16 protein-coding genes are annotated in these 20193 nt (G+C 72.9%); 7 read left to right on the top strand and 9 right to left on the bottom strand.

The annotated features are described in order from the left end of the window. Positions 1-163: 163 nt before the first annotated feature. From QR78_RS26010 to QR78_RS26025, 4 genes are all read right to left on the bottom strand, one after another. Positions 164-1030 carry an amidohydrolase family protein gene (locus QR78_RS26010; RefSeq protein WP_048430513.1) on the bottom strand — a complete coding sequence of 289 codons (867 nt, stop codon included), beginning with the start codon at positions 1028-1030 and terminating at the stop codon, positions 164-166. Beyond that, positions 1023-2309, bottom strand: coding sequence for an MFS transporter (locus tag QR78_RS26015; RefSeq protein WP_048430501.1), 1287 nt, complete (start codon positions 2307-2309; stop codon positions 1023-1025). Before QR78_RS26015 ends, QR78_RS26010 begins: the two co-directional genes overlap by 8 nt. 161 nt (positions 2310-2470) lie before the next feature. Next, complete coding sequence (locus QR78_RS26020) at positions 2471-4429, bottom strand: PAS domain S-box protein (RefSeq protein WP_048430502.1); 1959 nt, start codon at positions 4427-4429, stop codon at positions 2471-2473. Positions 4430-4637: 208 nt separating this feature from the next. Continuing rightward, positions 4638-6779 (bottom strand): hybrid sensor histidine kinase/response regulator, encoded by a 2142-nt coding sequence (locus QR78_RS26025; RefSeq protein ID WP_048430514.1) that lies wholly within the window; start codon positions 6777-6779, stop codon positions 4638-4640. A 349-nt stretch (positions 6780-7128) separates the two neighbouring features. Between QR78_RS26025 and QR78_RS26030 the strand changes: the two genes are divergently transcribed. After that, positions 7129-8787, top strand: coding sequence for a dihydroxyacetone kinase subunit DhaK (locus QR78_RS26030; RefSeq protein ID WP_048430503.1), 1659 nt, complete (start codon positions 7129-7131; stop codon positions 8785-8787). 192 nt (positions 8788-8979) lie between these two features. Here QR78_RS26030 and QR78_RS26035 read toward each other — a convergent pair whose 3' ends face one another. Further along, positions 8980-9537, bottom strand: a complete 558-nt coding sequence (locus QR78_RS26035; protein ID WP_082171834.1) for a Ros/MucR family transcriptional regulator — start codon at positions 9535-9537, stop codon at positions 8980-8982. Between the two features lie 223 nt (positions 9538-9760). Between QR78_RS26035 and QR78_RS26040 the strand changes: the two genes are divergently transcribed. The 5 genes from QR78_RS26040 to QR78_RS26060 all read left to right on the top strand — a co-directional run bounded on the left by QR78_RS26040 (position 9761) and on the right by QR78_RS26060 (position 14759). Beyond that, positions 9761-9973 (top strand): ferredoxin, encoded by a 213-nt coding sequence (locus tag QR78_RS26040; protein ID WP_048430504.1) that lies wholly within the window; start codon positions 9761-9763, stop codon positions 9971-9973. Continuing rightward, a complete protein-coding gene (locus QR78_RS26045; RefSeq protein ID WP_048430505.1) occupies positions 9970-11253 on the top strand; it encodes an NAD(P)/FAD-dependent oxidoreductase in 1284 nt (427 codons plus the stop codon). The genes QR78_RS26040 and QR78_RS26045 overlap by 4 nt, the downstream gene beginning before the upstream one ends. A 31-nt stretch (positions 11254-11284) precedes the next feature. Beyond that, complete coding sequence (locus QR78_RS26050; RefSeq protein ID WP_048430506.1) at positions 11285-12532, top strand: cytochrome P450; 1248 nt, start codon at positions 11285-11287, stop codon at positions 12530-12532. A gap of 63 nt (positions 12533-12595) precedes the next feature. Further along, positions 12596-14161: an FAD-dependent oxidoreductase gene (locus QR78_RS26055; protein WP_053221095.1), complete on the top strand. Its 1566-nt coding sequence runs from the start codon at positions 12596-12598 to the stop codon at positions 14159-14161. A gap of 103 nt (positions 14162-14264) precedes the next feature. Next, on the top strand, positions 14265-14759 hold the full coding sequence (locus tag QR78_RS26060; RefSeq protein ID WP_048430507.1) for a MarR family winged helix-turn-helix transcriptional regulator: 495 nt from the start codon (positions 14265-14267) through the stop codon (positions 14757-14759). Positions 14760-14762: 3 nt separating this feature from the next. Here the strand turns inward: QR78_RS26060 and QR78_RS26065 are convergent, their stop codons facing one another. The 4 genes from QR78_RS26065 to QR78_RS26080 all read right to left on the bottom strand — a co-directional run bounded on the left by QR78_RS26065 (position 14763) and on the right by QR78_RS26080 (position 19394). Beyond that, positions 14763-15233: an acyl-CoA thioesterase gene (locus tag QR78_RS26065; RefSeq protein WP_048430508.1), complete on the bottom strand. Its 471-nt coding sequence runs from the start codon at positions 15231-15233 to the stop codon at positions 14763-14765. Further along, complete coding sequence (locus tag QR78_RS26070) at positions 15230-17032, bottom strand: feruloyl-CoA synthase (RefSeq protein ID WP_048430509.1); 1803 nt, start codon at positions 17030-17032, stop codon at positions 15230-15232. The genes QR78_RS26065 and QR78_RS26070 overlap by 4 nt, the downstream gene beginning before the upstream one ends. 4 nt (positions 17033-17036) lie before the next feature. Further along, positions 17037-18251 carry an ABC transporter substrate-binding protein gene (locus QR78_RS26075; protein WP_048430510.1) on the bottom strand — a complete coding sequence of 405 codons (1215 nt, stop codon included), beginning with the start codon at positions 18249-18251 and terminating at the stop codon, positions 17037-17039. A gap of 351 nt (positions 18252-18602) precedes the next feature. Then, positions 18603-19394 carry a crotonase/enoyl-CoA hydratase family protein gene (locus tag QR78_RS26080; RefSeq protein WP_048430511.1) on the bottom strand — a complete coding sequence of 264 codons (792 nt, stop codon included), beginning with the start codon at positions 19392-19394 and terminating at the stop codon, positions 18603-18605. 136 nt (positions 19395-19530) lie between these two features. Between QR78_RS26080 and QR78_RS26085 the strand changes: the two genes are divergently transcribed. Further along, positions 19531-20193, top strand: a 663-nt coding sequence (locus QR78_RS26085) for a 3-hydroxyacyl-CoA dehydrogenase NAD-binding domain-containing protein (protein WP_048430512.1), incomplete at its 3' end; no start/stop codon positions are given.

A 20193-nucleotide genomic window follows, 5' to 3' on the forward strand; every position in this document is an offset into this window, starting at 1 on the left:
TCGACCGGCCCGATCACCGGCCGCCTCGTCGCCGACCTCGCCACCGGCCGCACGCCGCAGGTGCCGGTGGCGGCCTTCGCGCCGGGGCGGCTGCTCGGCTGGCCGCGGCCGTAGCGGGATCCGACGGAGGACGGGGCGGACGTCGCGACGGCCGCCCCGTCGCTCAGAACCCGTAGAGCCGGGCCGGATTCTCCACCAGCACCCGGTGCCGGTCGGCCTCGTCGGGCACCCACTCGGCCAGGAGGTCGAGGAGGTCGCCGACATTCATCATCGGCCCCCAATGCGCGACGTGCGGCCAGTCCGAGCCCCAGACGCAGCGCTCCGGCGCCGCCTGGTGGAGCGCGCGGGCGAACGGCACCGTGTCGGCGTAGGGCGGGCCGGCGACGGAGTTGCGGTAGGCGCCCGAGAGCTTGACCCAGGCGCCGTCGCGCACGAGCGACACGAGGGTGCGGAAGCCCTCGTCCCCGACCCCGCAGGAGGTCGGGAAATGGCCCATATGGTCGATGCAGAACGGCACCGGCAGCCGGGAGAGGCGCCCAGCGAGCGGCGGCAGGCTGCGCGCGTCGATCAGGAACTGCAGGTGCCAGCCCATCTCGCGGCAGAGCGCGCCGTAGGCCTCCACCGCCTCGAAGCCGACCCCGCCGCCATAGAGCACGTTGAGGCGAAGCCCCACCACGCCCGCCTCCTTGAGCGATGCCAGCTCCGCCTCGGGCAGCCCGAGCGGGACGACCGCGATGCCGCGCAGGCGCCGCGGATGCGCCCGCAGGGTCTCGACCATCAGCCGGTTGTCGGTGCCGTGGACGCTGACCTGGATCAGCACGCCATGCGTCATGCCGGTGGCGTCGAGCATGGCGAGGTACGACTCCGCCGCGGCGTGCGGCGGCGTGTAGCTGCGCGCGGCCACGAAGGGGTAGTCCGGCGGCAGGCCGATGACGTGGGCGTGGGTGTCGACCGCGCCCGCCGGCACGGTGAACCGGGTGGGTCCGCGCGGATGCGGGGCGGGCCCGGGACAGTCGCGGATCTCAGCCATCGGCATGCAGCACTTTTCCGCGGGTCTCGGGCAGGGCGTAGGCCGTGAGGAAGAACACCCCGTAGGCGGCGGCCGCGAAGATCGCGATGGCGCTCGCCAGGCTCATGCTCGCCGAGAGATAGCCCACGAGGGCGGGGAACAGGGCGCCGATCCCGCGGCCGAAATTGTAGCAGAAGCCCTGGCCCGAGCCGCGCAGGCGCGTCGGGTAGAGCTCGGTGAGGAACGCGCCCATGCCCGAGAAGTAGCCCGAGGCGAAGAAGCCCAGAGGGAAGCCCAGCACCCACAGGACCGCGTTCGAGAGCGGGATCTGCGTGTAGACCAGGATCACCGCAATGGCACCGAGCGAGAAGATCAGGAACAGGGGCCGGCGCCCGAGGCGGTCGGCGAGCCAGGCTCCGGCGAGATAGCCGGCAAATGAACCCACGATCAGGGCGGCGAGGTAGCCGGTCGAGGAGACGATCGACAGACCGCGCTCGGTGGTGAGGAAGCGCGGCAGCCAGGTCGTGATGGCGTAGTAGCCGCCCTGGCAGCCCGCCGACATCAGCGAGGCGAGGATGGTGGTGCGCAGGAGCGGACCGGAAAAGATCTCCCAGATCGCCGGACGGTCGCCGGTGGCGGCGGCCCGGGCCCGGCTCTCGACGGCGACCCGCGGCTCCTCGACGTAGCGGCGCAGGTAGAAGACCAGGAGGGCGGGGGCGGCCCCGATCACGAACATCCAGCGCCAGGCGGTCTCGGGCGGCAGCACCGAGAACAGGATGGCCTGGGACAGGACCGCCATGCCCCAGCCGATCGCCCAGCCCGACTGCACCGAGCCGACGGCACGGCCGCGATACTGCGCCCGGATGGTCTCGCCCATCAGCACGGCGCCCGCCGCCCACTCGCCGCCGAAGCCGAGGCCCAGCAGCGCGCGGGCGATCAGCAGCTGCGAGAAATCCTGCGCGAAGGCGCAGACCAGGGAGAAGAACGAGAACCACAGGATGGTGATCTGGAGCGTCAGGACCCGCCCGATCCGGTCGGCGAGGTAGCCGGCGAGCCAGCCGCCGAGCGCCGAGGCGAGCAGGGTCACGGTGGCGGCGAGCCCGGCCGTGCCGGCATCGACGCTCCACAGCTTGATGATCGTGCCGATCACCAGCGGGTAGATCATGAAGTCCATGCCGTCGAGGGCCCAGCCGGCGGCGCAGGCCCAGAAGGTGTGGCGCTCCGGCGGGGTCATGTCGCGGTAGAAGGCGGTGAGGCTGGCATCCTCCACCGCGACCGCGTCGCGGGCGGGCGTCGGCATCGTGTCGCTCCCTGGTGTCGTTGCGGCCCTCGCGGGGCCGGTCGGGAGATGACACGATTTCTGGGATACCTGCTACGACGCCGCACCGATCATGACGAATAGCCGGCTAATCGGATATTTTTCGGTGCAAAACATCTTGGTGGTTCGGCACCCTCCGGCAATCACGCCATGAACCGCACGCCGACCTCGACGCCGTGCTGGCGCACGACCTCGCAGGGTCGTGCCGGTCCGCCCTCGATCCGGAGCAGGATCCGGACCGGCAGCCGCAGCGGCCGGTCGAGGCCGAGCTTGGCGCCGGTTTCGGAGAGATTGAGCACGATGCAGGAGAGCGTCTCCTCCGGGCCCGGACCCGCCGGCACCGTGACCTGTCCGGGCTTCGAGGTCCGCACCCGCTCGCCGATCCGCCGCTCCTCGACGCCGACCAGCCACTCGTCGAGGCTGCCGGCCAGGTCGGCGACGCCCGCCGCCGTGGTCTGGACGTTGTGGCTGACCTCGCCGGTCGTCGCGCGCTGGCGCTCGCTGGCGGCGGTCGTCTCGGCGATGAAGCCCTGGACCGCGTCGACCGCACCGCGGATCGAGCCGAGGGCGTCGGCGACCTCGCGGGAGACCGCCTGCATCGCGCCGATCTCGCCCGAGATCCGGTCCGTCGCGGCCCGGGCCTGGCCGGCGAGGTTCTTCACCTCGGCCGCCACCACGGCGAAGCCCCGGCCGGCCGGTCCCGCCCGGGCCGCCTCGATGGTGGCGTTGAGCGCCAGCAGGTTGATCTGCTCGGCGATGGCGGTGATCGCCTCGACGACCCCGTTCATCGCCTGGGCGGCCTCGTCGAGTCGCCCGGTGGCGGTGCCCGCCGCGCCCATCCGTTCCTGGATCTCGTCGACCGCGTGGCGCGACCGCTCCATCTGGGTGGCGATCGCCGTCGAGGTCCGGTGCATCTCCTCGGCGGCGCTCGACACCGCCTGGACGCGGCTCAAGGCCCGCTCGGCGGCGCCGATCGCCCGGGCCCGGACGGTCATGCTGTGGGTGACGTCGGTGGCGAACTTGATCACCTTGCTCGGCCGCCCGTCGAGGTCGAAGACCGGGGTGTAGGTGGCCTGGATCCACACCTCCCGGCCGCCCTTGCCGACCCGCTGGAACACCGCGGAGGCGTAGCGCCCGGCGCGCAGGTTCGCCCAGAACTCGGCGTAGCCCGGGCTCCCGGCCTGGTCGGGGGAGACGAACAGGCGGTGGTGGCGGCCGACGATCTCGTCGAGGCCGTAGCCCATCGCCTTCAGGAAGTGGGCGTTGGCATCGAGCACGACGCCGTCCATGTCGAACTCGATCACCGCCTGCGAGCGGAGCGCCGCCTCGATCTTGCCCGCGGTGTCGGCGGCGTGCTGCTTGGCGGCGGTGATGTCGGCGGCGTACTTGACGATCTTGATCGTGCGCCCGGTCGCGTCGAGGATCGGGTTGTAGGTCGCCTGGATCCAGACGTCGCCGCCATCCTTGCCCCGCCGCTTGAACTCGCCGCCGTGGAACTCGCCGCGGGCGAGCCGCGCCCAGAACTCGCGGTAATCCGGCGATTCCGCCTCCGCCTCGGTCACGAACAGGCGGTGGTGGCGGCCGCGCACCTCCTCGAGATCGTAGCCCATCGCCGCGAGGAAGCGCGGGTTGGCGTCGAGGATCGTCCCGTCGGGGGCGAAGTGGATCACCGCCTGCGAGCGGTTGATGGCGGTGATCTGGCCGGCGGAATCGATCGCCGCCTGCTTCTCGGCGGTGATGTCGAGGGCGAACTTGACGATCCGGATCGGCCGGCCGCGGGCGTCGAGCACCGGGTTGTAGCTGGCGCGGATCCAGACCTCGCGCCCGCCCTTGGCCAGCCGGCGGTACTCCGCGCTCTGGAACTCGCCCCGGCGCAAGGACGCCCAGAACGCCGCGTAGGCGGGGTCCGCGGCCTCGGCGGGATCGACGAACAGGCGGTGGTGGCGGCCGCGCACCTCTTCCAGGTCGTAGCCCATCAGCCGCAGGAAATTCCCGTTCGCTTCGAGCAGCACCCCGTCGAGGTCGAACGCCACGGTGGCCTGGGATCGCTCGAGGGCGTCCAGCTTGGCGGTGGAGCTGGCGCGACGGGCGGAGGCGAACATGCGGGCGTCCCTGGACTTTCTTGAGTTGCCTCGCGTTCAATCAGATTGGGCTTAACGTGGTGTGACGGAGCGGCGGCCTAGAGCGTTTTCCGACGAAGTGGATGCCGGTTCGTCGAAGAAAATGCGGTAAAACAAAGACTTAGAGAGCTTCGCGATTGCAACGCGATCGTGAAGCGCTCTAGGCCGTCGATCGGCCGTGCGTCGCGGCCTATCCCTGCTCGATCATCCGGCGAATGCGCAGGGCGAGCGCCTCGACCACGAAGGGCTTCGTCAGCACCGCGGTGCCCGGCTCGAGCTGGCCGGTCCCCAGGGCCGCGTTCTCGGCGTAGCCGGTGATGAACAGCACCTTCAGGCCCGGCCGCAAGGCCCGGCCCGCATCCGCCATCTGGCGGCCGTTCATGCCGCCGGGCAGGCCGACATCGGTGACGAGGAGGTCGATGCGCACATCCGATTGCAGCACGCGCAAGCCCCCCGCGCCGTCCGCCGCCTCGATCGCCGTGTAGCCGAGATCCTCCAGCACCTCGGTCACCAGCATCCGCACGGTCGGCTCGTCGTCGACGATCAGCACGGTCTCGCCGCACTCGGCCCGGGGCGTCTCGCCCCGGAGGGGTTGCACCGCCTCGGCATCCGAGGCGCCGTGGTGGCGCGGCAGGGTGAGCGTCACGGTGGTGCCGCGCCCGACCTCGGAGGTGATCCGCACCTGCCCGCCCGATTGCTGGGTGAAGCCGTAGATCATCGACAGGCCGAGGCCCGTGCCCTGGCCGATGGGTTTGGTGGTGAAGAACGGATCGAAGGCGCGCCGCACCACCTCGGGCGCCATCCCGGTGCCGGTATCGGTGACGGAGAGCGACAGGTAGTCGCCCGGCGGCATCTCGTGCGCGCGGGCGGCCGCCGCGTCGAGGCTCAGATGCGCGGTCTCGATCCCGATCCTCCCGCCGTCCGGCATCGCGTCACGCGCGTTGATGCAGAGGTTGAGGAGCGCGTTCTCGAGCTGGGGCGGATCGACGAGGACGGTCCAGAGGTCGGCCGGCCCCGAGACCGCGATCTCGATCGCCGGGCCGACGGTGCGGCGGATCAGCTCCTCCATGCCGGCGACGAGGCGGTTGACGTCGGTCGGGCGCGGGTCGAGCGTCTGGCGCCGCGAGAAGGCGAGGAGCCGGTGGGTCAGCGCCGCGGCACGGCGTGTCGCGCCCTGCGCGGCGGCGACGTAGCGGTCGACCTCCTTGAGGCGGCCCTGGCCGATGCGCGTCTGCATCAGTTCGAGGGAGCCCGAGATGCCGGCGAGCAGGTTGTTGAAGTCGTGGGCGAGCCCCCCGGTGAGCTGGCCCACCGCCTCCATCTTCTGCGACTGGCGCAACGCCTCCTCGGCCCGCATCAGCTCGGCGGTCTGCTCGGCGACGCGCTGCTCCAGGGTCTCGGTCAGCGTCCGCAGCTGGGCGATGGCGCGGTCGCGCTCGGCCTCGACGGCGCGGCGCTCGTTCACGTCGATCAGGACGCCCGGGAAGCTCAGCGGGGTGCCGTCCGGCGCGTGGTCGACCCGCCCGTTCGCCTCCAGCCAGTAATATCGCCCGTCGGCGCGCCGGGTGCGGTACTGGTGCGCGTAGGTGCCGCCGCGGATCACCACCGCGTCGATCGCCGCGATCAGGCCGGCCCGGTCGTCGGGATGCACGGTCTCGATCACCTGCTCCAGGCTCAGGCCTTCGCGGCCCAAGGCCGGATCGAGGCCGAAGCTGCGGGCGAAGGCCTCGTCGACGGTGAAGCGGTCGGTCGGCAGGTCCCAGAACCAGGTGCCGATGATCGCGCCGGCCGACAGGGCGAGCTGGACCCGATCGATGTTCTGCCGGGCGATCGCCTCGCTCTCGCGCAGCTGCCGCGTCGCGGTCACCTGGGCGGTGGTCTCGTTGGTGAGGATGAAGAGACCCGCGACGCGGCCCTCGCCGTCGAGGACGCGCGAGTACGAGAAGGTCCACCAGGTGTCGGCCTCGCCCCGGTCGGTGCCGAGCTTCCAGGGCAGGTCGACGAAGCGGCGGCTCCGCCCCGCGAAGGCGTCCTCGATGATGGGCTTGGCCTGCTCCCAGCCATCGGCCCAGACGCGGTCGAAGCGCTCGCCCATCGCCCAGTCGAGGCGGGGGCCGAGCAGCGGGAAGTAGGTCTCGTTGAAGAAGAAGTGGAGGTCCGGCCCCCAGGCCAGGATCATGCTCTCGGGCGAGTTCAGCACCAGGGCGAGCGCCGTGCGCAGGGAATCCGGCCAGGTCGCCGGGGGCCCGAGCGGATGGCCCGTCCAGTCGCGCGCGCGGATCATTTCGGCCGCACGGCCGCCGCCGGCCAGGAACGCAAGGGGGTCGCTCATCGTCGTCGCGGCGTTCACCTGGGGATCGGGCTCGCGCCGCTGCGTCGTGGCCCCGGCGAGGGTCGAGGGTCGGGTCCGGCGGTGCGGGGAAGGTGCCGACCCGAATGTGTCGCGTCTTATCGCCCGAAGGAGCGGATTCGGCAAAGCCGTTCGGCCCCGGCCGGGCCGATGCGTCGCCGTGATGGCGGATGGGCCACGCTTTTGGCAGGATCGGCCGCGGCGGGCGGATCGCGACCGGGCGCCGCCGAGCGGGGCGGACCGGAGCGGCTCCGCCCGGATTGCCGTGTCTGCATCGTCCGCCGAACCGGCACCTGCATCGGCGGACGATGCTCGGGGGAGGACCGACCGGATGGCCCACTTCATCAACGACCGCGCCGCCCTGGTGGCGGAGGCGGTGGACGGCCTCGTCTCCGGCAGCGGCGGGCGCCTCGCCCGGCTCGACGGCGATCCCGCGATCCGGGTCGTCGTACGGGCCGGCTGGGCGGCGGACCGGGTCGCCCTCGTCTCCGGGGGCGGCTCGGGGCACGAGCCGGCCCATGCGGGCTTCGTCGGGCGCGGCCTCCTCACCGCGGCGGTCTGCGGCGACGTGTTCGCGTCGCCCTCCGTCGATGCGGTGCTGGCCGGGATCCTGGCGGTGACCGGGCCGGCGGGCTGCCTTCTGATCATCAAGAACTATGCCGGCGACCGGCTGAATTTCGGGCTCGCCGCGGAGCGTGCCCGGGCCCTCGGCCTGGCCGTCGAGACGGTCACGGTCGCCGACGACATCGCGATCCCCGGTGCGGCCCAGCCCCGCGGCATCGCCGGCACGCTCCTGGTCCATAAGGTGGCGGGCCACGCCGCCGAATCCGGCCGGTCCCTGGCCGAGGTGGCGGATGCCGCCCGCACGGCCGCCGCCGGGATCCGCTCCCTCGGCATCGCGGTCTCGGGCTGCACCCTGCCGGGCGGGACCCGGGAGGCCCGCCTCGCCCCCGGCGAGGCCGAGCTCGGCCTCGGCATCCACGGCGAGCCCGGCATCGAGCGCATCGCCCTGCCGGCCGCCGACGACCTCGCCCGGCTGATGGCCGCGCGCCTCGCCGAGACCCTGCCGGCGGACGGTCCCCTCGCCCTCCTCGTCAACAACCTCGGCGGCGCCACGGCGCTGGAGATGCAGGTGCTCGCCCGGGCGGTGCTGGCGACGCCCCTCGGGGCCCGGGTGCGCCTGCTCCTCGGGCCCGCCGCCGCCATGACGGCCCTCGACATGTACGGCGCCTCGCTCTCGCTCATGCCCCTCGCGGCCGAGACCGAGGCGGCGCTGACGGCCGCGACCGACGCGCCGGCCTGGCCGCTCGCGGTCCCGGTGGTCGCATCCGCGACGCTCCCCTTGCCCGCTCGGCTCGCCCGGCGGAGCCAGGCGCCCGCGGCGTCGCACGATCCGGCGGTGGCCGGGGCGATCACCGCGGTCTGCACGGCGCTGGCCGCGGCGGAGACGGACCTCAACGCCCTCGATGCGCGGGTCGGTGACGGCGACACCGGCACCACCTTCGCGACCGCCGCCCGGGCGGTGCTGGCCGATCTCGACCGGCTGCCCCAGGCCGAGCCCGCCGCCTTGTGCCACGCGCTGTCGGAGCGCCTCGCCCGGGTGGCCGGCGGATCGAGCGGGGTGCTGATGTCGATCTTCTTCGCCGCCGCCGGCTCGGCTTTGGCCGAGGGCGCGGACTGGCCCGCGGCGCTGACCGCGGGCGCGGCGCGCCTCCAGGCCCATGGCGGGGCGAAGCCCGGCGACCGCACCCTGCTCGACGCCCTGATGCCGGCCCTCGACGCGCTGCCGGCCGGCGGCCTTCCCGGAGCGGCGCGGGCCGCGGAAGCGGGCGCCGCCGCCACCGCCGGCATGACCCGGGCCGGCACCGGACGGTCGAGCTACCTCGCCGCCGCCGATCTCGCCGGGGTGGAGGATCCGGGCGCCGTCGCGGTGGCCCGGGCCTTCGCGGCCCTGGCGCGGGCCGATCGCGGGTCGCCGCGGCCGGGCTGACGCGGCGCAGGGATTACGCCCTCTCGGGCTCCGTCATGCCGGTCGAATCGCGCGGCCTCGTTCGATCGCGCGCCTCGACATTCAATCCTCGTCCCGAGGGGACGGTCGATCGCGGGGTGATCGCCCTCCCGGGATGGGGGATCGGGCGGGATCGCTCACCGCCCGCGCCCCATCGCCTGGAGGAACAGGCGTTCAGGTGCTGCGGCGACCGCGGCGAGGCTTGGGCTCGCCTTGCGCCTCGTTCTCCGGGAGCATGCCGGCCTCCGTCGCCTCGGCCGGTTCCGCGGTGGGGAGTTCGGCCATGTCGTCCGTTTCCTCGACGGCCTGCGCGGCGCTGCGGCGGCGCTGCTGGCCGAGGCCGAGGGAGCGCGCCAGTTCCGAGCGCTGCTCGGAATAGCTCGCCGAGGTCATCGGGTAGTCGAGCGGCAGGCCCCATTTCTGGCGATAGGCCTCGGGCGTCAGCCCGCGCAGGGTCAGATGACGGCGCAGGGTCTTGTAGGACTTGCCGTCCTCGAAGCTGACCAGGAAGTCGTGGCTGATCGATCGGCGGATCTCCGCCGGCGTCGCCTTGGGATGAGCCGGTTCAGGAGCGGCTTTACCACCCTTCGCGACCTCGTTCAATGCACTGAAGACGTCGGCGATCAGCTTCGGCAGCTCCGCACCTTGCAGATGATTGCTGCTGACATATGCCGAGATGATATCGGCCGTCAGCGTAACGATCTGATCGTGAGTGTTGGCGTTATCGTCCATGCCTGAGGCTCGGGAGTCACTGCAAATCGGTGTCGTATCCTTAAGTTCGCGTTGACCTGAAACGCAAGGATTATCTGTCGACGTGGGTCGGATTCTCGACGGAATCGATGCCTTTGACATAACAAGCACGGGCGAGCTCGTCGGCCACGCTGCCGTCTCAAGCGGTGCCGGAACCCGACCCGGCGACTTCGGTTTTCTCCGTCGAATTGTCCGGGAGCCGCGGATGCGCGTCGTCGTCGACTTGAACCGGTGTCAGGCCTACGCCCAGTGCTGCTACGCCGCGCCGGAGCGGTTCGTGCTGCAGGGCGACGAGATCCTGGCCTACGACCCGGCGCCGCCAGCCGCGGAGCGGGCCGCCATCGACCGGGCGGTGCAGGCCTGCCCGGTTCGCGCCATCCGGGTCGAGCACGACGGGCCGGCGGAGCGGGCGGCGTGAGGGACGGGACCATCGTGGTCGCGGGTGCCTCGCTCGCGGGCCTGCACGGGGCCGAGGCCCTGCGGCGGGGCGGGTTCGCCGGCCGCCTGATCCTCGTCGGCGACGAGCCCCACCGCCCCTACGACCGCCCTCCTCTCTCCAAGCACGTCCTCACCGGCGAGGTCGACGCCGGGGCCACGACCCTGCCGGGCGTCGGCACCCTCGACGCCGAGTGGCGCCTCGGCGTCCCCGCCGCGGGCCTCGACCGCGCCGGCCGTGCGCTCCTCCTCGCCGACGGCACCCGCCTGCCCTTCGACCGCCTGCTGATCGCCACCGGCGCCCGCGCCCGGCCCTGGCCGCAGGCCGACGAGGCGCGGCTGTCGGGTGTCCACACCCTGCGCGGCCGCGACGACGCGGCGGCGCTCGCCGCCGGCCTCGCGGCCCGGCCGGGCCGGGTGCTGATCCTGGGTGCCGGCTTCATCGGCGGCGAGGTCGCCTCCAGCATTCGCGCCCTCGGGCTGCCGGTCACGGTGGTCGATCCCGAACCGGCGCCCCTCGCCCGGGCGCTCGGCCGCGTGCTCGGCGGATTCATGGCCGGGCGGATGGAGGCGTCGGGCGTCGATCTGCGCCCCGGCGCCCGTGTCGCGCGGCTCGAAGGGGACGGGGCCGGCCGGGTGCGCGCCGCGCATCTGGCCGATGGCGGCACGATCGAGGCCGACCTCGTCGTGGTGGCCCTGGGCGCGGTGCGCAACACCGCTTGGCTCGCCGGCAGCGGCCTGTCGGCCGACGAGGGCGGGCTGTCCTGCGACGGCGCCTGCCGGGCCCTCGACGAGGCGGGCCGGCCCGACGAGGCGATCTTCGCCGCCGGCGACGTGGCGCGCTTTCCCCATCCGCTCTACGGCGGCCGCCCGGTCGCCCTGGAGCATTGGGGCAACGCCGTCGCGCAAGGGGCGCATGCGGCCCGCGCCATGCTGGACGGACCGGAGGCGGCGGGCGCCTATGCCGAGCTGCCGGCCTTCTGGTCGAGCCAGTTCGGCCTCAACATCAAGTCCCTCGGGCTGACCGAGGAGGCCGACGCCGTGGCGATCGTGCAGGGGGATCCGCGCACCGGCCGGTTCCTGGCGGTCTACGGCCGCGAGGGCCGCACGATCGCGGCGGTCGCGGTCAATGCCGGGCGCTGGCTGCCGGCCTACGAGGCGCCGATCCGGGACGGCGCGCCCTTCCCGCCGATCACCGGCGGTGCCGACCAGCCCTCCCCGGCACCGGTGCCGCCGGGCCTGCCCTCCGCGCAGGCCGCCTGACCGGCGCCGCCCGATCCGAGGTTCTCACTCCATGACCGACACCGACGGCACCCTGTTCGCGCAGGTCCGCGATCCCGCGAACCGCGCCGATCCCTACCCGCTCTACGCCCGCCTGCGGGCGCAGCCCGTCGCGCGCCAGGACGACGGCACCTGGGTGGCGAGCGGCTACGCGGCGATCCGCGCCCTCCTGCACGATCCCCGGGTCAGCTCGGAGGACCTGCCGCCGGCCGAGCACCCGGCCACCGGCAACCCGCTCAAGGATTTTTTCGTCAACCCGCTCAAGGACTGGATCACCGACCGCCACCGCCCCTTCATCTTCCGCGATCCGCCCGACCACGGCCTGCTGCGGCGCCAGGTGATGGGACAGTTCACGGTGGCGCGGGTGCGGGGCATGAAGCGGCGCACCGAGGCGCTGGTCGACGAGTGCCTGAAGGCATGCTCGGGCGCGACCCGCTTCGACCTCGTCGACGACCTCGCCTATCCGCTCCCCGTCACGGTGATCTGCGAGATGCTCGGCGTGCCGCGGGAGGACGAGGCGCGCTTCCATGCCTGGGCGACGCAGCTCGCCACGGCCCTCGAGCCCGAGAGCCGCAACGACGCGGACCTGCGGGCGCGCAACACCGAGACGTTCGACGCCATCGCCGCCTACATGCGCGACCTGATCCGCGAGAAGCGTCGCGCACCCGCCGACGACATGCTGTCGGGGCTCGCCACGGCGAAGGACCCGGAGGCCGGGCGGATGAGCGACCCGGACCTCGTCGCCACGGCGATCCTGCTCCTGATCGCCGGCCACGAGACCACCGTGAACCTCATCACCAACGGGATGCTGACGCTGTTGCGCCATCCCGACGAGCTGGCGCGCCTGCGGGCCGATCCGGAGCGGGCGCCGCGGGTGATCGAGGAATTGCTGCGCTACGAGCCGCCGGTGCATTTCCGCACCCGGCTCACCCGGGCGCCGATCCCGGTCGCCGGCGTCACGATCCCGCAGGGCGTGCCCCTGGTGCTGCTCTTCGCCGCCGGCAACCGCGATCCGGCCCGCTTCCCCGATCCCGACCGGTTCGACCCCGACCGGGAGGACAACCAGCATTTCGGCTTCGGCGGCGCGCTGCATTACTGCGTCGGCGCGCCGCTCGCCCGCATCGAGGCCGAGGCGGCCCTGACCGCTCTGGTCGCCCGGCTGCGGGAGCCTCGCCTCGCCGAGGATCCGCCGCCCTACCGGCCGGGTGCGTCCCTGCGCGGGCCCGAGCGCCTGCTCCTCGACATCCGCGGCATCGCCTGACGGCACCGCAAGGTCATCCGCGCGTTGCCCGCCGACGAACGACGCGACGGACGGGAGCGGACGATGGCCGAGGGCGGTGGGAAGACCGGGACGACGGACGACAAGCCGGATTTCGCGCGCGGCATCCCGGCGGGCGACCTGCCCGAGGGCGCGATGATCGAGGGCACCCTCGGCGAGGACAAGGTGCTGCTCCTGCGCCGCGACGGCGCGGTGACGGCGATCGGGGCCCGCTGCACCCATCTCGGCGCGCCGCTCGCCAAGGGGATCGTGGCCGAGGGCGAGATACGGTGCCCCTGGCACCATGCCCGGTTCAGCCTGGAGACCGGCGAGGCGGTCGGCGCTCCGGCCTTCGCGCCGCTGCCGTGCTACCGCGCCGAGGAGCGCGACGGCCGCATCACCGTGACCGGCCGCCGCGAAGCCGCCGACTCTTCTCTGGGTAAGTCTTCTCTGGGTAAGTCGCCCGGCAAGGTGGTCATCGTCGGCGGCGGGGCCGGGGGGCATGCCTGCGCCGAGTGGCTGGCCCGGGCCGGCCACGGCGCCGCCGTGACCCTGGTGAGCGACGATCCCGATCCGCCCTACGACCGCACCTTCTGCTCGAAGCAGTACCTCTCCGGCAAGGCGCCCCGCGAGAAGACGCGGCTCGCCCCCGAGAGCTTCTACGGCGGCGAGGGCCCGCGGCTCCTGCGCGACCGGGTGGTGTCCCTCGATCTCGGCGCGGAGGAGATCGTGACCGCGGGCGGCGAGCGGCTGGCCTACGACGCCCTGGTGATCGCCACCGGCGCGGCGCCGCAGACGCCCGACCTGCCGGGCTTCGACCGCCCCGAGGTCCATACCCTGCGCAGCCTCGCCGACGCCGATGCCCTGATCGCGGCGGCCGAGAAGGCCCGCTCGGTCGCCGTGGTGGGGGCGAGCTTCATCGGTCTCGAGGTCGCCGCCGCGATGATCGCCCGCGAGAAGCGCGTCACGGTCGTGGCGCCCGATGCCGTACCGCTGGCCAAGGTTCTCGGCGAGGCGGTCGGCCGTTTCGTGCAGGGCCTGCACGAGGAGAAGGGCGTGACGTTCCGGCTCGGGCGCAAGGTCGAGGGCTTCGACGGGACGGCGCTCGCCCTCGACGACGGCAGCCGGATCGAGGCCGACCTCGTGGTGCTCGGCACCGGGGTCTCGCCGCGCACCGACCTCGCCGAGGCGGCCGGCCTGGCGCTCGCCGAGAAGGATGCGGGCGGCGGCATCGTGGTCGACGCCACTCTCGCCGCGTCGGCGCCCGGCATCTACGCCATCGGCGACGTCGCGTCCTATCCGGATCCGCGCAGCGGCCGGCCCCTGCGGGTCGAGCACTGGGTCCATGCCCAGCGCCAGGGCCAGCACGTCGCCCGCGTGCTGCTCGGCGAGACGGCGCCGTTCACCGAGACGCCGTTCTTCTGGAGCGGGCATTACGGCACCAGCCTGCGTTACGTCGGCCATGCCGGCTCGGCCGAGGAGCCCCGCATCGAGGGCGAGGTGGGCAAGGGCGACTTCGCCGTGACCTACCGCGAGGACGGGCGCGACGCCGCGCTCGCCACCTGCAAGCGCGACACGCGCTCGCTCGAGGTCGAGGCCGCGTGGGACCGGGAGGCGCGGGCGGCAGTCTGATCGCCAGGGGCCGGGATCCGGGCGCGCCACCCCGCTTGCGCCCGGGCCCGTTCGCGGGCAGGTGGCGGACCAGTCCCACGGTCGAACACGGACCCGTCCAGCGTTGCCGAGCGAAGATTCCCCGGGCCTCGCCCGTCTCGAAGGCCTGATCGGCTACACCCTGCGGCGGGCGCAGGTCGCTGTGTCGCGCAGCTTCGTCGAGCTGTTTGCCGATCTCGACGTGCGCCAGAGCCAGCTCGGCGTGCTCACGGTGATCGAGGGCAGCCCGGGCGCGCGGCCGAGCCAGGTCGGCGCGGCGATCGGCATCAAGCGGGCCAATATCGGCCCGCTCCTCGACGAACTGGAGGCCCGCGCCCTGGTGCGCCGCGAGCCGGACCCGACGGACCGCCGCTCGCAATCGCTCTTCCTGACTGATGCCGGCGAGGCCCTGATGGCGGAACTCCACCGCCGCGAGGCCGCCCACGAGGAGCGCATCGCCGCCTTCCTGAACCCGCAAGAGCGGTCGGCGCTCCTCGACCTCCTGCGGCGCCTGGAGCAGGGGGCGCGGGAGGTGGCGGGAGATTTGGCGGGGGACGAGGGGGCGGAAGAAGCCGAGTGAGGCTCACTCCCCGCGGAAGCGCCGCACCAGGTCCTCGGGGATCGGGGCCGCCTTCATCCGGGCGGGATCGTCGGGGTGGCGGCCGGCCCAGACCCGGCGCTCGCGGCCCTCGACGGCGAGCTCCCCGCCATTGAGCAGGCGGTGACGCACGGCAAAGCTCGATCGCCCGACCTCCACCACCGTCGAGACGATCTCGACCGCATCGCCGTAGCGCGAGGGCTTCAGGAAGCGGGCGCCGGTCTCGACCAGCGGGATGCCGAGGAGGTCGTAGCGCGCCAGCATCCCGGCCTTCGGCAACCCGGTCGCGGCCTCGCAGAGCAGCGCGGTCGACCAGTCGAAGAAGTCGAAGAAGCGCGGGTTGAACACGATGCCGGCGGGGTCGCAATGACCCCATTCCACCGTCAGCGTACGGGCATGGGTGAAGCCCTCGTGGTCGGGCGCTCGGTCCTGCGGCTTGTCGTGCGGCGCGGTCATGCGGTCTCCGGGGTGATGATGGCGGCCTCAAACGGCGCGGCGTAGAGCAGGTCTACGGCCGCTGCCCGGTTGCGCAGCACGCCGCGCTGGTTGATCGAGCCCTTGTCGGTCACCTCGTCGCGGTCGAGGGCCGGGGGTTCGGCGAGCAGCAGCAGCCGGGCGATGCGGTTCGACGAGCCGGTGGACTTGGCGGCGAAGGCGCCGAGGCGGCGGGCGAAGTCCCGCCGCAGGGCCGGATGGGCGAGGATGCGCGCGTCGTCGCCGGTCTCGCCGCAGAGGGCCCGGCACGCGGCGATGTCCGGAAAGACCAGGGCCGCGACCTCGTCCCGCGCCTCGCCCGCGATGGCGACGTCGCGCACCAGCGGCTGGAACGCGTCGAGGAAGGCGGCCCGCAGGGGACCGACGCTGACCCAGACCCCGGTGGTGAGCTTGAAATCCTCGTTGAGGCGCCCGTCGAAGGTGAAGCCGCGGTGAGGATCGGCGGGATCGACCGGCACCAGGGCGTCGCCGAGGCGATAGAAGCCCTCCTCGTCGAAGGCCGCCGCCGTCAGGTCCGGCCGGCGCCAGTAGCCGGGGGTGACGTTCGGGCCCCGCACCCGCGCCTCGCGCTTGGCGCCGACGGGCGCGACCTTCAGCGTGACGCCCGGTGCCGGCAGGCCGACCTGGCCGGCCCGCGCCGGGCGGTCGTCGGTGACGAGGGCGAGCGGTGCGGTCTCGGTGGCGCCGAGCCCCGTCACCATCGGCACCGTCCGGCCGATCGTCCGGCGGGCGAGATCGTCGATCGCGTCCCAGACCGGCTGCGGCAGGCCGGCGGCGGCGAAGAAGGTGACCTGGAGCCGGCTGAAAAAATTCTCGCGTAGGGCCGCGTCGTCGCGCAGGTGCGGCACCAGCGCCTCGAAGCCCTTCGGCACCGTGAGGTAGAGGGTGGGCGCGACCTCCCGCAGGGCCCGCACCGTCTCGCGGATGCCGCTCGGCGTCGGCCGTCCCTCGTCGATGTGCAGCGTGCCGCCATTCGCCAGCACCAGGTTGAAGTTGTGGTTGCCCCCGAAGGTGTGGTGCCAGGGCAGCCAGTCGACCATCACCGGCGGCTCGGCGGTGAGCGCCGGGAAGCGCGCCTGGAGCATTGCCTGGTTGGAGCTCAGCATCCGGTGGGTGTTCACCACCGCCTTCGGCACGCCGGTGGAGCCGGAGGTGAACAGGAGCTTTGCCACCGTGTCCGGCACCACCGCCGCGTGGGCGGCGGCGACGGCATCCGGACCTTCGGCCGCCCGCAGGTCGGCGAACGGCGTCGCCGGCCGGCCGATCGCCGCGCCGTCACCGATCACCACTTCCGTGCCCGCCGGCACCGCCGCCGCGATGGCGGCGGCGTAAGGGGCGCCTTCCGCCGCGAAGACGAGGCCGGGGGTGAGCAGTTCCACGATCGCCCGCAGGCGGGAATGGTCCTGCGACACGGTGGAATAGGCCGGCGAGACCGGCGCCACCGCGATGCCGACATGGAGGGCGGCGAGCGACAGCAGCGCGTGCTCGAAGCCGTTGCCGGACAGGATCATCACCGGCCGCTCGGCCGAGAGGTTCCGGGCGAGCAGGGCGGCGGCGATCCGCTCGACGGCGCGGAGCGCCGCGCCGTAGGTCAGGGGCTCACCGCCTTGCCCGCGCCGGACCAGGAACGGTCTCTCCGGCGCCTCGGCGGCATGGCGGGTCAGGTGCGCGGTCAGGCGCTCCGGGTAGGGCGGCAGCGCCGCCGCCGCGGTGACGACGAGGCTGCCGTCCTCGCGCTCGGTGAAACGATGCGTCTCCATCGCCCTACCCCTTCACCAGCGGGCAACCGCCCTCGGCGAGCGGACGCCAGGCCTCCTCCGCCGGCACGGTGCGGACCGGCTTGAAGTAGTCCCAGCCGCCCTTGCTCTCGGCCGGGGTCTTGGTCTCGAGCAGGTACATCGGATGGAGCTTGCGCCCGTCCTCGCGGATGCGGCCTTTGCCGAAGATCGGATCGTCGGTCGGCATCGCCTTCATGGCGGCCACCACCGCCCGTCCGTCGCCGGCATCCGTCACGGTCGCGAGCGCCTTCAGGTAATGCTCCACCGCCGAGTAGACGCCGGCCTGCATGTCGTTCGGCATGGCGTGGCGCGGGTGGCGGGCGGCATAGCGCGCGGCGAAGGCCCGGGTGCCGTCGTTGAGGTCCCAGTAATACGGCGTGACGATGTAGACGCCCTGCGTCGCCTCGAGGCCGAGCGCCGGCATGTTGGTGATGTTGAGGATCAGCCCGGCGAGACGCTGGGCCGGGGCGATGCCGAACTCCGCCGCCTGCTTGAGGGCGTTCGAGGTGTCGTCGCCGGCATTGGCCAGCCCGATCACGTCGGCGCCCGAGCCTTGCGCCTGGAGCAGGAAGGACGAGAAGTCGGCGGTGCCGAGCGGATGGCGCGCCGCACCCTTCACGCTGCCGCCCATCGCCTTGACCTCCTCGGTGGCCGAGCCTTCGAGGTCCTTGCCGAAGGTGTAGTCGGCGGTGAGGAAGTACCAGGACTTGCCGCCCTGCTGCACCAGCGCCTTGGCGAGCGCGTGGCCGAGCGACCAGGTGTCGTAGGTCCAGTGCACGGTGTTGGGCGAGCATTGCTTGCCGGTGAGCTCGGCGGTGCCGGCGCCCGAGCCGATGAACACCTTGTTCTTCTCCCGCGCCAGGTTCGCCACCGCGAGCGCCACGGCGGAGTTCGGCACGTCGACGATCAGGTCGACACCGTCCTGGTCGAACCAGCGCCGGGCGATCGAGGCGCCGATATCGGTCTTGTTCTGGTGGTCGGCCGAGACCAGCTCGACCGGCCGCCCGGCCTGTTTGGAAAAATCCTCGATGGCGAGTTGCGCCGCGATGACCGAGCCCTGGCCCTGGTAGTCGGCGTAAGGCCCCGACATGTCGTTGAGGACGCCGATCTTCACCGGCCGCTCGGCGGCGACAGCGGGGGCGAGGAAGGACAGGAGGGCGGCGAGCGCCGGCGCGAGCCGGCGGATGGGACGGCGTGGCATGGTTTCCTCCGGGGGGTGGCCGGTCTTGGTGCCGGGTCTTGAGTTTTACGAGGATGATGTCAGGTGCGTTGTGTTGACGATCCCAAGTAAAAATCAGGCGCGGGATCCCCTCTCCCAGACGGGAGAGGGGAACGGCGCCCGACTTGTTATCTTCTCGGGTTTCGCCTCTCGGGGTCATCCCGGGGCCGCGCAGCGGAGCCCGGGATCCAGAACCGCGGGTGGTGCAAGACGAAGCGGAAGGCGTCCCGCTCGATACGGGACATTCCGTGTTTCTGGATTCCGGGCTCCGCTGTCGCGGCCCCGGAATGACGCGGTGGGGACGGGAGGCCGGCGCGGACGAGCCCGCCTCCCCTATTCCCGCACCTTCTTCGCCCGCCCCTCCAGGAACTCCGAGAGCCGCCGCTTGGCCTCGGCGTCGCTCTGCGCCACCGCGGTCATCAGCGCTTCGGTCAGGTAGCCCGTCGCCGGGTCGGCCTCGGCGATGCGCGGCAGGGCGTGGATCAGGGCGTAGTTGGTGAGCGGCGCGTTCTCGGCCGCCCGGGTGGCGAGGGCGATCGCCCGCTCCAGCCCCTCGCCCGGGGCCACGACGTAGTGCGACAGGCCCAGCCGCTCGCCGCTCTCGGCATCGTGGACCCGGCCGGTCAGCATCATGTCGCGCATCCGCGAGACGCCGATCAGCCGCGGCAGCCGCACCGAGGCGCCGCCGCCGACGAAGATGCCGCGCTGGCCCTCCGGCAGGGCGTAGAAGGCGGACGATTCGGCCACCCGCAGATGGGCCGAGAGCGCCAGTTCGAGCCCGCCGCCGATCACCGCGCCCTTCAGCGCCGCGACCACCGGCACCCGGCCGAACTCGATCTCGTGGAAGGCCCGGTGCCACATCCGCGAATGCAGCATCCCGGCCGGCGCGTCGCGCTCGGTCAGCTCCGCGAGATCGAGCCCGGCGCAGAAATGCGGGCCCTCCGCGGCGATGACCAGCGCCCGCACGTCGTCGGGAAGTCCCCGGGCGATGCGCTCCAGCCCCAGCACCATGCCGTCGTCGAGGGCGTTGCGCTTGTGCGGGCGGGACAAGGTGACGATCGCCACGGCCTCCCGCCGGGTGACGACCAGGGACTCGGTACCGAGGCCCGACAGGTCCTCCGCCATCGCGGCGCTCCTCCGATTCTCGCTCCGGCCGTTCGCGTCGGATTGCCAAACCTGATTTGTAATGTGATATAACTATCTCGATGGGTCAATCGGGCGGCAAGCCCCGACAGCAGACCCGACCAGGGAGGGCGCCGCGATGGATGACGCGAGCGAAGCGGCTGCGGGCTACCGCACGGCCATCGGACGGGTGGCGGTGATCGGCACCGGCGTCATCGGGGCGTCGTGGGTGTCGCAGTGCCTCGCCCGCGGGCTCGACGTGACCGCCACCGATCCGGCCCCCGGCGCCGAAGCGCGGTTGCGCGAGACGGTCGCCCGGCACTGGCCGATCTTGGAGCAGATCGGCCTTGCTCCCGGCGCCTCGCCCGGACGCCTGACCTTCGTGGCCGAGCCCGAGGAGGCGGCGGCGCAAGCCGATTTCGTCCAGGAGAACGGCCCCGAGCGCCTGGAGATCAAGCACGAGACCTATCGACGGCTCGACGCCGCGGCCGCGGCCGACGTGGTGCTGGCGACGAGCTCTTCCGGCCTCACCCCGAGCGCGATCCAGGCGGCCTGCCGCCATCCCGGCCGGGTGGTGCTGGGCCACCCCTTCAACCCGCCCCATCTCGTGCCGCTGGTCGAGGTCCTGGGCGGCGAGAGGACCGACGAGGGCGCCGTCGCGGCCGCGATGGCGTTCTACCAAAACCTCGGCAAGCGGCCGATCCGCCTGCGGCGCGAGCTCGTCGGCCACGTCGCCAACCGGCTCCAGGCGGCGCTCTGGCGCGAGGCGTTCCACCTCGTCGGCACCGGCGCCGCCACGGTG

The sequence above is a fragment of the Methylobacterium indicum genome (assembly GCF_001043895.1).
Classification (GTDB): domain Bacteria; phylum Pseudomonadota; class Alphaproteobacteria; order Rhizobiales; family Beijerinckiaceae; genus Methylobacterium; species Methylobacterium indicum.

Bases quoted from the DNA above. Each gene is read 5' to 3' on its own strand.
- QR78_RS26010 (WP_048430513.1), bottom strand. From the start codon at position 1,030: ATGGCTGAGATCCGCGACTGTCCCGGGCCCGCCCCGCATCCGCGCGGA.
- QR78_RS26015 (WP_048430501.1), bottom strand. From the start codon at position 2,309: ATGCCGACGCCCGCCCGCGACGCGGTCGCGGTGGAGGATGCCAGCCTC.
- QR78_RS26020 (WP_048430502.1), bottom strand. From the start codon at position 4,429: ATGTTCGCCTCCGCCCGTCGCGCCAGCTCCACCGCCAAGCTGGACGCC.
- QR78_RS26025 (WP_048430514.1), bottom strand. From the start codon at position 6,779: ATGAGCGACCCCCTTGCGTTCCTGGCCGGCGGCGGCCGTGCGGCCGAA.
- QR78_RS26030 (WP_048430503.1), top strand. From the start codon at position 7,129: ATGGCCCACTTCATCAACGACCGCGCCGCCCTGGTGGCGGAGGCGGTG.
- QR78_RS26035 (WP_082171834.1), bottom strand. From the start codon at position 9,537: ATGGACGATAACGCCAACACTCACGATCAGATCGTTACGCTGACGGCC.
- QR78_RS26040 (WP_048430504.1), top strand. From the start codon at position 9,761: ATGCGCGTCGTCGTCGACTTGAACCGGTGTCAGGCCTACGCCCAGTGC.
- QR78_RS26050 (WP_048430506.1), top strand. From the start codon at position 11,285: ATGACCGACACCGACGGCACCCTGTTCGCGCAGGTCCGCGATCCCGCG.
- QR78_RS26055 (WP_053221095.1), top strand. From the start codon at position 12,596: ATGGCCGAGGGCGGTGGGAAGACCGGGACGACGGACGACAAGCCGGAT.
- QR78_RS26065 (WP_048430508.1), bottom strand. From the start codon at position 15,233: ATGACCGCGCCGCACGACAAGCCGCAGGACCGAGCGCCCGACCACGAG.
- QR78_RS26070 (WP_048430509.1), bottom strand. From the start codon at position 17,032: ATGGAGACGCATCGTTTCACCGAGCGCGAGGACGGCAGCCTCGTCGTC.
- QR78_RS26075 (WP_048430510.1), bottom strand. From the start codon at position 18,251: ATGCCACGCCGTCCCATCCGCCGGCTCGCGCCGGCGCTCGCCGCCCTC.
- QR78_RS26080 (WP_048430511.1), bottom strand. From the start codon at position 19,394: ATGGCGGAGGACCTGTCGGGCCTCGGTACCGAGTCCCTGGTCGTCACC.